Genomic DNA, 11,876 nt, shown 5'->3' with positions numbered 1-11,876 from the left:
ACCTGGCCTGAGGAACTGATTATGGCACTGCTGAAGAACGACAACATCGTCGACATCGCCGAGGATCTCCTCTCCAGGAGGTTCGGAGGTGCGCAGAAGCTGACCGAGGTATCGCAGCTCGGCGGCTCCGGCGGTTCCGTCGTACTCCGCGCCCGAGTGGTGTCGTCGCCGTTCCTGCAGCAGCGTTCCGTCATCCTCAAGTACGTGCCCAAGACGGGCGACCCGATCGACGACGCCGCGCTCGTCCGCGAGATCGTCTCCTACCAGTTCACCACCTCGCTCAGCGAGGAAGTGCGGCCCGGCCCGGTGCTGCTCGCGCACGACGTGGACCAGCGGATCATGGTGATCAGCGACTCCGGCGACGGGGACACCTTCGCCGAACTGCTCCAGCTGGAGGACCCGGACCGGCGGATGGCGATCCTGCGTAACCTGGGCACCGCCCTGGGACGCATGCACGCCGGAACGGCGCAGCGCGAACAGGACTTCAACACCCTGTTCACCCGCATGCTGCGCCACCACCCCGGCTCCGCGGAGCTCCAGGAACTCCGCGACAGCGCCCTCCTCCAGTCCATCCACGTGGGCGAGGACCTGCTGCGCAAGGCCGGCATCGAGATCCCGGACCTGGTGAGCGAGTTCGCGGCCGAGGGCCGCAACCGTCTGCTCAGCGCCCACCACCGGGCGTTCACCCCTTTCGACCTCTCGCCGGACAACATCATCGTCGCCGAGCGCACCCACTTCCTCGACTATGAGTGGGCCGGTTTCCGGGACGTCAGCTTCGACCTGGCGTGCGTCATCGCGGGGTTCCCGCAGTTCCTGTTCAGCCACCCGATCTCGGACGACGAGGCCGACGTGTTCGTCGAGTCCTGGACACACGAGGTGAACTCGCTCTGGCCGAACGTGAACAACGAGGCGCACCTGCACTCCCGCATCATGGCGGCCCTGCTGGGATGGGCCCTGGCCAGCGTCGCGCTGCTGCACTTCGGCTCGGTGTCCGCGGCGATGGCGATGCTCTACGAGGGCGAGGACGAGCTCGACCCGAATCGCATCGAGGGCGTCAGCGACCTCCTGCGCCCGGCCTCCCACGGCCCGTTCACCGCGGAGGAGATCGTCGTGCGCCGGGACCTCTTCGAGACTTTCGAGGCGCTGGCCCGCTACGCCGGCCGCGGCGCGGACCCCTCCTACGGTGTCATCGCGGCGTTCAGCCAGGGGATCGCGGACCGGGTCGCCGAACCCGCGCTGCCGGGCCGTTAAGAGCAGGCGTTGAGCCAGGACACGCTGTTCGGTGCTCCGGAGCCGCAGGACGGCCCGGACCGCCCGACCGGGTCCGATTTCTTCCGCGTCGGCGGCCACGCCCCGTTGGCCGCCCGGATGCGGCCGCGGACCCTGGACGAGATCGCCGGCCAGGAGCACCTGCTCGGCCCCGGCCGGCCGCTGCGCCGGCTCGTGGAGGGGTCGGGGGAGGCCTCGGTCATCCTCTACGGCCCGCCCGGCACGGGCAAGACGACCATCGCGTCGCTGGTCTCCACCGCGACGAACCAGAACTTCGTCGGGCTGTCCGCGCTCAACTCGGGCGTCAAGCAGGTCCGGGAGGTCATCGACCGCGCCCGCCGCGACCTCATCCAGGGTCAGCGGACCGTCCTGTTCATCGACGAGGTGCACCGTTTCTCCAAGACGCAGCAGGACGCGCTGCTCGCGGCCGTCGAGAACCGCACCGTCCTGCTGGTCGCCGCCACCACGGAGAACCCCTCCTTCTCCGTCGTTGCTCCGTTGCTGTCCCGTTCGCTGCTGCTGCAGCTCAAGCCGCTTGACGACGCCGCCGTGCGCGACGTCCTCACCCGCGCCCTGGCGGACGAGCGGGGGCTGGGCGGACGGATCACGGCGGAGGATGAGGCGCTCGACCAGCTGGTCCTGCTCGCCGGGGGTGATGCCCGCCGGGCCCTGACCTACCTGGAGGCCGCCGCCGAGGCGCTCGCCGACGGGGAGGCCATCACCTCCGAAGTGATCCGCCAGAACGTCAACCGCGCCGTCGTCCGCTACGACCGCGACGGCGACCAGCACTACGACGTGGTCAGCGCCTTCATCAAGTCGATCCGCGGCTCCGACGTCGACGCAGCCCTGCACTATCTCGCCCGCATGGTCGAGGCGGGGGAGGACCCCCGCTTCATCGCCCGCCGCCTGGTCATCCACGCCACCGAGGACATCGGCATGGCGGACCCCTCCGCGCTGCAGACCGCGGTCGCCGCCGCCCAGGCGGTGGCGCTCATCGGCATGCCCGAGGCCCGCCTCACGCTCGCGCAGGCCACCGTCCACCTGGCCACCGCGCCGAAGTCGAACGCCGTGTACAACGCGATCAACGCCGCCCAGCAGGACGTCCGTGAGGGGAAGATCGGGCACGTGCCCGCGCACCTGCGCGACGGCCACTACGAGGGGGCGAAGAAGCTGGGCAACGCGGTGGGTTACGCGTATCCGCACGACGACCCGCGCGGCGTCGTCACGCAGCAGTACCTGCCGGACCCGCTCAGCGACGCCGTCTACTACGAGCCCACCGACCACGGCGCGGAGAAGCGCATCCGCGACTACATCGGCCGTCTGCGCCGGATCGTGCGGGGAAAGAACTAGCGCTTGACTGCGGCGAGTAGAGTGGTACCCCGACCCAGACAACAATCTGTCAGAAGCGAGGACCACTGCCGTGCAGACCCATGAGATCCGGGAGCGTTTCACCGACCACTTCGTCAAGGCCGGCCACACGGCCGTCCCCAGTGCGTCCCTCATCCTCGAGGACCCGGACCTGCTGTTCGTCAACGCGGGCATGGTGCCTTTCAAGCCCTACTTCCTCGGCCAGCAGAACCCGCCGTACCCGAACGGCACCGCCACCTCCATCCAGAAGTGCGTGCGCACCCTGGACATCGAGGAGGTCGGCGTGACCACCCGCCACAACACCTTCTTCCAGATGGCCGGCAACTTCTCCTTCGGCGCCTACTTCAAGGAAGGCGCGATCAGCCACGCCTGGAACCTGCTGACCGGCTCCCTCGCCGACGGCGGCTACGGGCTGGACCCGGAGCGCCTGTGGGTGACCGTCTACCTCGACGACGACGAGGCCGCCGAGATCTGGGAGAAGAAGATCGGCGTGCCCGCCGGACGCATCCAGCGTCTGGGCATGGCCGACAACTACTGGTCCATGGGCGTGCCCGGCCCCTGCGGCCCCTGCTCGGAGATCTACTACGACCGCGGCCCCGAGCACGGCGAGGAGGGCGGCCCGGCCGTCGACGACACCCGCTACCTGGAGATCTGGAACCTGGTCTTCATGGAGAAGGAGCGCGGCGAGGGCACCGGCAAGGACTCCTTCGAGATCGTCGGCGACCTGCCGAAGAAGAACATCGACACCGGCATGGGCGTCGAGCGCGTCGCCGCCATCCTCCAGGGCGTGGACAACGTCTACGAGACCGACCTGCTGCGCCCGGTCATCGACACCGCGGAGCAGGTCACCGGCGCGAAGTACGGCGCCGAGCACGCCTCCGACGTCCGTTTCCGCGTCATCGCCGACCACTCCCGCACCGGCATGATGCTCATCCTCGACGGCGTCACCCCCTCGAACGAGGGCCGCGGCTATATCCTGCGCCGCCTGCTGCGCCGCATCGTGCGCTCCGCCCGCCTACTGGGCGCCACCGGAGAGACGCTCGAGCGTTTCATGACGGTGATCATGGACACCATGACCCCGTCCTACCCGGAGATCGCCGACAGCCGCGAGCGCATCATCCGCGTGGCTGTCACCGAGGAGCGCGCCTTCCTCAAGACCCTGGAGTCCGGCACGCACCGTTTCGACGAGGCCGCCGCCAAGACCCGGGACACCGGCGCGAAGACCTTCTCCGGCGAGGAGGCCTTCACCCTGCACGACACCTACGGGTTCCCCATCGACCTCACCCTCGAGATGGCCGCCGAAGCGGGCCTCGACGTCGACGTCGCGGGCTTCGAGGCAGCCATGGGCGAGCAGCGCGCCCGGGCCAAGGCGGACAACAAGGCCAAGAAGCACGGCCACGCCGACGAATCCGTCTACCGCGAGTGGGTGGACAACAGCCCGACCCAGTTCGTCGGTTTCTCCGAGCTCACCGCGGACGCCAGGGTCATCGGTCTGGTCGCCGACGGCGTCTCCGTCACCCAGGCGGGCGCGGGAGACGACGTGGAGGTCATCCTCGACGTGTCCCCGATGTACGCCGAGGCGGGCGGCCAGCTGGGCGACCGCGGACGCATCGTCACCGACGGCACCGTGCTCGACGTCACGGACGTGCAGAAGATCGGCAAGCGCCTGTGGGTGCACAAGGCGACGGTCCTCTCCGGCGGGCTCGACCTGGGCCAGGCCGTGAAGGTCGAGGTCGACCCGGACTGGCGCCACGGCGCCACCCAGGCGCACACCGCCACCCACCTCGTCCACGCGGCGCTGCGCCAGGTGCTCGGCCCGACCGCCGTGCAGGCGGGTTCGCTCAACCGGCCCGGTTACCTGCGCTTCGACTTCAACTACACCGAGCAGCTCACCCCGGCCCAGCTGGAGGAGATCGCCCTGATCACCAACCAGGCCGTGGACTCGAACCTGGCGGTCAACACCATCGAGACCTCCCTCGAGGAGGCGAAGAAGATGGGCGCCATGGCGCTGTTCGGTGAGAACTACGGCTCCGAGGTCCGCGTCGTCGAGATCGGCGGCCCGTTCTCCATCGAGCTGTGTGGCGGCACCCACGTGGGCTCCTCCTCCCAGATCGGCCCCGTCGCCGTCCTGGGCGAGTCCTCCGTCGGCTCCGGCGCCCGCCGCATCGAGGCCTACTCGGGCATGGATTCCTTCCGCCACTTCTCCAAGGAGGCCGCGCTGGCCTCCGGCCTGGCCGCCTCCCTCAAGTCCCCGACCGAGGAGCTGCCGGAGCGCATCTCCCAGTTGACGGAGAAGCTCAAGGCGGCCGAGAAGGAGATCGCCAACCTGCACCGCCAGCAGCTGGCGGCCCAGGGCGGCGAGCTGCTCAACCAGGCCGTCGAGGCAGGAAAGTTCACCGTTCTCACCCACCGCCTGCCGGACGGCGTGTCCGGCGGTGACCTGCGCACCGTGGCCACGGACCTGCGCGGCCGCCTGGCGGGCAAGCCCGGCGTCGTGGTGCTCGCCGCTGCCGACGGGGACAAGCTGCCCTTCATCGTCGGCGCCACCAAGGAGGCCGTCGAGCTGGGCGTGAAGTCCGGTGACCTGGTCACACTGCTGTCCGGTTACGTCGACGGCCGCGGCGGCGGCAAGGCGGATATGGCGCAGGGCTCCGGCGCGAACCCCGCCGGCCTCGACGCCGGTTTCCACGCGGTCCGCGAGGAACTGGCCGGCCGCTAGACGGAGGGTCTGCCGCGTGTCCCGGAGAGAACCCCGGGACACGCCGGGGGTCATGTCATTGACCTGGTGTGATCCCCGCTACCTTGAAAGCGCACCGCCGACCACCCTGCACCATTCTGATGCGACGAAAGGGCACCGACGAAAGATGAAGGTAACCCCGGACACCCCGGGTGCCGACGACCCCGGTAACGGGCGCCGCATCGGCCTCGACGTCGGCACCGTCCGTATCGGTGTCGCGGTCTCCGACCGGGACGCCACGCTGGCGACCCCCGTGGAGACCGTCGCCCGGGAGACCGGCCTGCGGGACCGCGACAAGGCCGACATCGACCGCCTGCTGGCGATCATCGACGAGTACGACGCCGTCGAGATCGTGGTCGGCCTGCCCCGCGACCTCAAAGGAAACGGCTCGGCGAGCGTGAAGCACGCGAAGGACATCGCCTTCCGCATCAACCGCAGGCTGACCAACGCCGGCCGGCCCCTCCCGGTGCGGATGGCCGACGAAAGGCTGACCACCGTGGCGGCCACCGCCGCGCTGCGCGCCTCCGGGGTCTCCGAGAAGGCGGGTCGCAAGGTCATCGACCAGGCGGCCGCCGTGGAAATCCTCCAGTCCTGGCTCGACGCCCGGGCCGCCCACAAACAGGAGCTGCACCCATGAGCACACAGTCCGAGATGCCCCCGCAGAACCCCTCGGCTCCCCAGCGCGGCGCCGGCGGCCGGAAGATGGAGCCGAAGTTCGTGAAACGTCGTCAGCGCGGCCTCGCTGTGTTCATCGCGTCGCTGATCCTCATCATCGGTGCGGTCATCTACATCGGCGTCCAGATCTCGGGGGAGGGGCCCACCGTGGCGGAGAGCGACTACCAGGGCGCCGGCAACGGCACCTACCAGCTCGTCGAGGTGCCCGAGGGTTCCTCCATGTCCCAGCTCGGGCCCGAGCTGGAGGAGCGCGGCGTGGTGCGCACCGACTCCGCCTTCCAGACCGCCGCAGCCAACAACACTGACGCGGCCAACATCCAGCCCGGCTTCTACCGCCTGCAGGGCGAGATGAGCGCCGCCGCCGCGGTCGACGCCCTCCTGGATCCGGCCAACCGGGTGGAACTCCTGGACATCCACGGCGGTTCCACCCTCATGGATGTCCGGGTCGTCGGCGGCACCAACCGCCCCGGCGTGTACACCCAGATTTCGCAGGTCACCTGCACCGAGGGTTCCACCAACTGCGTCAGTTTCCAGGATCTGCAGCGGGCCGGCGCCACCGCCGACCCCGTCGACCTCGGCGTGCCGGAGTGGGCCCTCGAGGCCGTCGCCGCGCGCGGCGACGACCCCAAGCGCCTCGAGGGGCTCATCGTCCCCGGCCAGTACGTGGTCAACCCGGAGCTCGACGCCGAGGAGATCATCACCGACCTGGTCACCCGATCCGCGAAGCAGTACGAGGACACCGGCATCGTCGAGCGCGCCCGGGTCCTGGGCCTGACCCCCTACGAGCTGCTCACCGCGGCCTCGCTGGTGGAGCGCGAGGCGCCGGCCGGCGACTTCGACAAGGTCGCCCGCGTGATCCTCAACCGCCTCGAGGAGCCGATGCGCCTCGAGTTCGACTCCACCGTCAACTACGGCCTCACCGACGTCGAGGTCGCCACCACCGACGAGGACCGCGCCCAGGTCACCCCGTGGAACACCTACGCCAAGGACGGGCTGCCGGAGACCCCCATCGCGGCGGCGTCCATCGAGGCGATCGAGGCGATGGAGAACCCGGCGGAGGGCAACTGGCTCTTCTTCGTCACCGTCGACCGCGACGGCACCACCGTCTTCAACGACACCTTCGAGGAGCACCTCGCGGACGTGAACAAGGCGCTCGAATCGGGAGTCCTGGACACCAACCGATGAGCCACCCCCTGGAGATGCCCGACGTCCGCCACCGCGCGGCCGTGCTCGGTTCGCCGATCGAGCACTCCCGCTCGCCGATCCTGCACAACGCGGGTTACGAGGCCCTGGGCATGGACGACTGGGAGTACACCCGCATCGAATGCACCGCCGAGGAGCTGCCCGCCGTCGTCGGCGGGGCGGGGGAGGAGTTCGCCGGATTCTCGGTGACCATGCCCGCCAAGTTCGCCGCCCTCGACTTCGCGGACGAGGTCACCGACCGCGCCCGGCAGATCGGATCAGCCAACACCCTGTTGCGCACGGAGTCCGGCTGGCGCGCCGACAACACCGACTGCGACGGAATCACCGGCGCGCTGGAGGAACTGCTCGGCGGCCGGTTCGGCCGGGCGCGCCGCGCTATCGTCGTCGGCGGCGGCGGCACCGCCCGGCCCGCTCTCTGGGCGCTGGCCCAGGCGGGGGTCACCGACATCACGGTGATCAACCGCTCCGACCGCAGCGCGGAGCTCGCACCGCTGCTCAGCCCCCTGGGCGTGGCCTTCCGCTTCGCCGGTTTCGACTCGGATCTGGCCGCTGCGGCCCGGCAGGCCGACGTCATCGTCTCCACCGTCCCCTCCGTGGCCGTCGAGGGCCGCGAGCAGGATCTCGCGCACGCCCCGGTCCTCGACGTCATCTACGAACCCCGGCCCACCCCGCTGACCGTCGCGGCGGCCGCCAACGGCTACCTCACCGTCGACGGGCACGTCATGCTCGCCCACCAGGCCTACGGCCAGTTCGAGCAGTTCACCGGCCGCCCCGCCCCCCGGGAGGCCATGCGCCGCGCGCTGGAGGCGTCCCTGGGGTAGCGTCCCACGCGTGTGGGGGATCCTGCTGCTCGGGGGAGCAGCCGCAGTCACCGTCTGGTGGGCGGGCCTGCTCGTGCTGCACGACGAAAAACGGCGCCGCCTCCCGGACCACCTCACCCTGCCCGCGGCCCTCGGCGCCGCCCTGGGTGCGCTGCTGACGGAACCCGCGCTCCTGCTGGGCGGCCTCGGCTGGGCCGGGGCGTACCTCGCCGGGGGAATTCTCGGCCGCGGAATCGGCGGCGGCGACGTCAAGCTCGCACTCAGCCTCGGGGTGGTCGCAGCCGCCGCCGGCGGCGGCGCCGGGGTCTTCGCTGCGGCAGCGACGGCGGGCGCGGTGACGGCCGCGCGGGGCGTCCTCGCGCGGGGGAAGGCGGTGCCGCACGGGCCGTCGATGCTGGTGGGGGCCCTGTCGGTGGTCGTCTTCGACACCTGGCGGGGAGCCTTAGCGCCGGCCGTGGGCCTCCCATGAGACAATGACCGCATGCTTCGATGGACCACAGCAGGGGAATCCCACGGTCAGGCGCTGATTGCCCTGGTCGAACACATGCCCGCCGGCGTCTCCGTGACCCGGGAAGAGATCTCCGAGCAGCTCGCGCGCCGCCGCCTCGGCTACGGCCGCGGCGCCCGCATGAAGTTTGAGGCCGATGAGCTGACCCTGCTCACCGGCATCCGGCACGGGAAGACCCTCGGCAGCCCGATCGCCATCATGATCGGCAACTCCGAGTGGCCGAAATGGACGACCATCATGTCCGCCGACCCGGTCGACATGGGCGACGAGGAGGTCGCCGCCGCGATGAGTTCCGGGCGCGGCGCCAAGCTCACCCGCCCGCGTCCCGGCCACGCCGACTTCGCCGGCATGGTCAAGTACAACCAGGACGAGGCCCGCCCGATCCTCGAGCGTTCCTCGGCGCGCGAGACCGCGGCCCGGGTCGCCGCAGCCGCCGTCGCCCGCAGCTTCCTGCGCGAGGTCCTCGGCGTCGAGGTGCTCTCCCACGTCATCTCCATCGGCCGTTCCGAGCCCTACACCGGCCCGGAGCCCACCTTCCCGGACCTGCCGGCCATCGACGAGTCGCCGGTGCGCGCCTTCGACAAGGAGGCCGAAGCCGCCATGGTCGCCGAGATCGAGGCCGCGAAGAAGGCCGGCGACACCCTCGGCGGCGTCGTCGAGGTCGTCGTCGAGGGGCTGCCCATCGGCCTGGGGTCGCACGTGTCCGGCGATGACCGGCTCGACGCGCAGCTCGCCGCCGCCCTCATGGGCATCCAGGCGATCAAGGGCGTGGAGATCGGCGACGGCTTCGAGGAGGCCCGCCGCCGCGGCAGCGAGGCGCACGACGAGATGGTGCGCACCGGGGACGGCGTCGACCGGCTCAGCAACCGCGCGGGCGGCGTCGAGGGCGGCATGACCAACGGCCAGACGCTCCGCGTCCGGGCCGCGATGAAGCCGATCTCGACCGTGCCGCGCGCCCTGAAGACCGTCGACATGTCCGACGGTTCCGCCGCCACCGGCATCCACCAGCGTTCCGACGTCTGCGCCGTCCCCGCCGCGGGCGTCGTCGCCGAGGCCATGGTCGCGCTCGTCCTGGCGCGTGCCGTGCTGGAGAAGTTCGGCGGCGACTCCGTCGCGGAGACGCGCCGCAACATCGACTCGTACAACGAGTACGTCGCGCAGCGGCTGCGGTTCCAGGATGCCGGGGAGGCGTAGATGAGCAGCCCCGAGCCGGAGATGCACCACAGCGTGTGCCACAATCGGCCCAAGGTCGTGCTCGTCGGCCCTCCCGGAGCCGGGAAGTCGACCATCGGCCGCCGCCTGGCCCGCGCCCTGTCCCTCCCGCTGGTCGACTCCGACCAGCTCATCGAGGAGGAGGCCGGGAAATCCTGCGGAGAGGTGTTCAGCGAGCTAGGCGAGCCCGCCTTCCGCGAGCTCGAGGCGCGCCACGTGCAGCAGGCGCTGGGCACCGGCGGCGTCGTCAGCCTCGGCGGCGGGGCCGTGCTCACGGACTCCACCCGGCAGCTGCTCAGCGAGCACTGCGTGGTGTGGATCGACGTCTCCGCCGAGGAGGGCGTGCGCCGGACGGCGAACGAATCCTCCCGTCCGGTCCTCGCCGCCGATGACCCGGCCGCCCACTACCGCCGCCTCCTGGAGGAGCGCGCCCCGCTCTACCATGAGGTGGCGGCGTTCCGGGTGCGTACCGACGGCCGCGCCCCCCAGCAGTCCGTCGCCGACATCCTCGGCTTCCTGGACACCCTCTAGCCACCCGCGTAAAGGAACCCTCCCGTGACGACGATTCCGGTCAACGGCCCCGCCCCGTACCAGGTCATGATCGACCACCACCTCGATGAGGCGGTCGCCGAGTGCGCCGCCGGCACCGGCGCCGCCAAGGTCATGGTCATCCACCAGCCGACCCTGGTCGATCCGGCCGAGAAGCTCGGGGCCGCACTGGCGGCCCGCGGGCTCGAGGTGGTGCTCGCCCCGGTGCCCGACGCTGAGGCGGGCAAGACCCTCGACGTCGCGGGCGCCCTGTGGGACCGGCTCGGCGAGGAGACCTTCGGGCGCCGGGACGTGATCGTCGGACTCGGCGGCGGCGCGGTCACCGACCTCGCCGGATTCGTCGCGGCGGCCTGGATGCGCGGCATCAGGGTCATCCAGGTGCCCACCACGCTGCTGGCCATGGTCGACGCGGCCGTCGGCGGCAAGACCGGCATCAACACCGCCGCCGGCAAGAACCTCGTCGGCGCCTTCCACGAGCCCACCGCCGTGTTCATCGACCTCGACCGCCTGGCCACCCTGCCGCGCGAGGAGATCGTCGCCGGTTCCGCGGAGATCATCAAGACCGGCTTCATCGCCGACCCCGTCATCCTCGAGCGCTACGAGGAGGACCCGGCCGCCTGCCTGCGCGCCGACGGGCACCTCCCCGAGCTCATCGCCCGCTCCGTCACCGTGAAGGCCAACGTCGTCGGCCAGGACCTCAAGGAGTCCGGCCTGCGCGAGATCCTCAACTACGGCCACACCTTCGGCCACGCCGTGGAGCTGCGCGAGAACTACCGCTGGCGCCACGGCAACGCCGTCGCCGTGGGCATGATGTTCATCGCGCATCTGGCCGCCGCCCGCGGGCTCATCGACGCCGACCTGGTCGCCCGCCACGAGCGGATCCTCACCTCCGTCGGGCTGCCCACCACCTACCCGGCCGGCCTCTTCGACGAGCTCCACCCGGCGATGACCAGGGACAAGAAGAACCGCGACGGAAACATCCGTTTTGTGGCGCTCACCGGGGCGGGGGAGACCACCCGTCTCGAGGGCCCCTCGCTCGACGAGCTGCGCGCAGCCTACGCCGCGGTCTCCGGGGGGAACTGATGAAGGTCCTCGTCCTCAACGGGCCCAACCTCAACCGCTTGGGCCGGCGCCAGCCGGAGGTCTACGGGACGACGACGCTGCGCGACGTCGAGAAGCTCATCGACGTGCGCGCCGAGGGGCTCGGCGTCGACGTGGAGTGCCGCCAGTCCAACCACGAGGGCGACCTCATCGACTGGGCGCACGAGGCCGCCGACGAAGGTTGGCCGGTGATCATCAACCCCGGCGGCTTCACCCACACCTCCGTGGCGCTGCGCGACGCGCTGGCCGAGGTGTCCGACGGCCCCGGCTTCATCGAGGTGCACATCTCCAACGTGCACGCCCGCGAGGACTTCCGCGGCCATTCGTACCTCTCCGCCATCGCCGCGGGCGTGATCGCCGGGCTCGGCGCGCACGGATATCTGCTGGCGTTGGACTGGTTCGCCGCGCGGGGCTGAGCAGGCCGCTAAGGTTG

Annotated in this window: 11 protein-coding genes; all 11 read left to right on the top strand. The window is 70.8% G+C overall.

Annotated elements, in window-relative coordinates:
• Positions 1-21 precede the first annotated feature (21 nt).
• The 11 genes from B840_RS06775 to aroQ all read left to right on the top strand — a co-directional run bounded on the left by B840_RS06775 (position 22) and on the right by aroQ (position 11,859).
• Positions 22-1,251, top strand: coding sequence for a phosphotransferase family protein (locus tag B840_RS06775; protein WP_156971860.1), 1,230 nt, complete (start codon positions 22-24; stop codon positions 1,249-1,251).
• A gap of 9 nt (positions 1,252-1,260) precedes the next feature.
• Complete coding sequence (locus B840_RS06770; protein WP_042621518.1) at positions 1,261-2,619, top strand: replication-associated recombination protein A; 1,359 nt, start codon at positions 1,261-1,263, stop codon at positions 2,617-2,619.
• 70 nt (positions 2,620-2,689) lie between these two features.
• Positions 2,690-5,356 (top strand): alanine--tRNA ligase, encoded by a 2,667-nt coding sequence (alaS, locus tag B840_RS06765; RefSeq protein ID WP_042621517.1) that lies wholly within the window; start codon positions 2,690-2,692, stop codon positions 5,354-5,356.
• 145 nt (positions 5,357-5,501) lie between these two features.
• The gene (gene ruvX, locus B840_RS06760) at positions 5,502-6,011 is read left to right on the top strand and encodes a Holliday junction resolvase RuvX (protein ID WP_042621516.1); all 510 of its coding nucleotides are present in this window, start codon (positions 5,502-5,504) and stop codon (positions 6,009-6,011) included.
• 65 nt (positions 6,012-6,076) lie between these two features.
• Positions 6,077-7,234 carry an endolytic transglycosylase MltG gene (gene mltG, locus B840_RS06755; protein WP_084603082.1) on the top strand — a complete coding sequence of 386 codons (1,158 nt, stop codon included), beginning with the start codon at positions 6,077-6,079 and terminating at the stop codon, positions 7,232-7,234.
• Complete coding sequence (locus B840_RS06750) at positions 7,231-8,073, top strand: shikimate dehydrogenase (protein ID WP_229676632.1); 843 nt, start codon at positions 7,231-7,233, stop codon at positions 8,071-8,073. The genes mltG and B840_RS06750 overlap by 4 nt, the downstream gene beginning before the upstream one ends.
• Positions 8,074-8,083: 10 nt before the next feature.
• Positions 8,084-8,542 carry a prepilin peptidase gene (locus B840_RS06745; RefSeq protein ID WP_052491115.1) on the top strand — a complete coding sequence of 153 codons (459 nt, stop codon included), beginning with the start codon at positions 8,084-8,086 and terminating at the stop codon, positions 8,540-8,542.
• Positions 8,543-8,554: 12 nt separating this feature from the next.
• Positions 8,555-9,775, top strand: coding sequence for a chorismate synthase (aroC, locus tag B840_RS06740; protein ID WP_042621515.1), 1,221 nt, complete (start codon positions 8,555-8,557; stop codon positions 9,773-9,775).
• On the top strand, positions 9,776-10,324 hold the full coding sequence (locus B840_RS06735) for a shikimate kinase (protein ID WP_229676631.1): 549 nt from the start codon (positions 9,776-9,778) through the stop codon (positions 10,322-10,324).
• Between the two features lie 66 nt (positions 10,325-10,390).
• Entirely contained in the window at positions 10,391-11,425 is a 1,035-nt protein-coding gene (gene aroB, locus B840_RS06730; protein WP_042622583.1) for a 3-dehydroquinate synthase, read from the top strand.
• Positions 11,425-11,859: a type II 3-dehydroquinate dehydratase gene (gene aroQ, locus B840_RS06725; RefSeq protein ID WP_042621514.1), complete on the top strand. Its 435-nt coding sequence runs from the start codon at positions 11,425-11,427 to the stop codon at positions 11,857-11,859. The genes aroB and aroQ overlap by 1 nt, the downstream gene beginning before the upstream one ends.
• Positions 11,860-11,876 lie beyond the last annotated feature (17 nt).

Origin of the sequence: Corynebacterium marinum DSM 44953 (genome assembly GCF_000835165.1) — a bacterium.
Lineage (GTDB): Bacteria > Actinomycetota > Actinomycetes > Mycobacteriales > Mycobacteriaceae > Corynebacterium > Corynebacterium marinum.
Note: the sequence above shows the minus strand (reverse complement) of the source record. Positions and strands in the feature narration are given on the sequence as shown.

What these genes read in the sequence shown, in the direction of transcription:
- B840_RS06775 (WP_156971860.1), top strand. Translation starts at nt 22, where the DNA reads ATGGCACTGCTGAAGAACGACAACATCGTCGACATCGCCGAGGATCTC.
- ruvX (WP_042621516.1), top strand. Translation starts at nt 5,502, where the DNA reads ATGAAGGTAACCCCGGACACCCCGGGTGCCGACGACCCCGGTAACGGG.
- mltG (WP_084603082.1), top strand. Translation starts at nt 6,077, where the DNA reads ATGGAGCCGAAGTTCGTGAAACGTCGTCAGCGCGGCCTCGCTGTGTTC.
- B840_RS06750 (WP_229676632.1), top strand. Translation starts at nt 7,231, where the DNA reads ATGAGCCACCCCCTGGAGATGCCCGACGTCCGCCACCGCGCGGCCGTG.
- aroC (WP_042621515.1), top strand. Translation starts at nt 8,555, where the DNA reads ATGCTTCGATGGACCACAGCAGGGGAATCCCACGGTCAGGCGCTGATT.
- B840_RS06735 (WP_229676631.1), top strand. Translation starts at nt 9,776, where the DNA reads ATGAGCAGCCCCGAGCCGGAGATGCACCACAGCGTGTGCCACAATCGG.
- aroB (WP_042622583.1), top strand. Translation starts at nt 10,391, where the DNA reads ATGATCGACCACCACCTCGATGAGGCGGTCGCCGAGTGCGCCGCCGGC.
- aroQ (WP_042621514.1), top strand. Translation starts at nt 11,425, where the DNA reads ATGAAGGTCCTCGTCCTCAACGGGCCCAACCTCAACCGCTTGGGCCGG.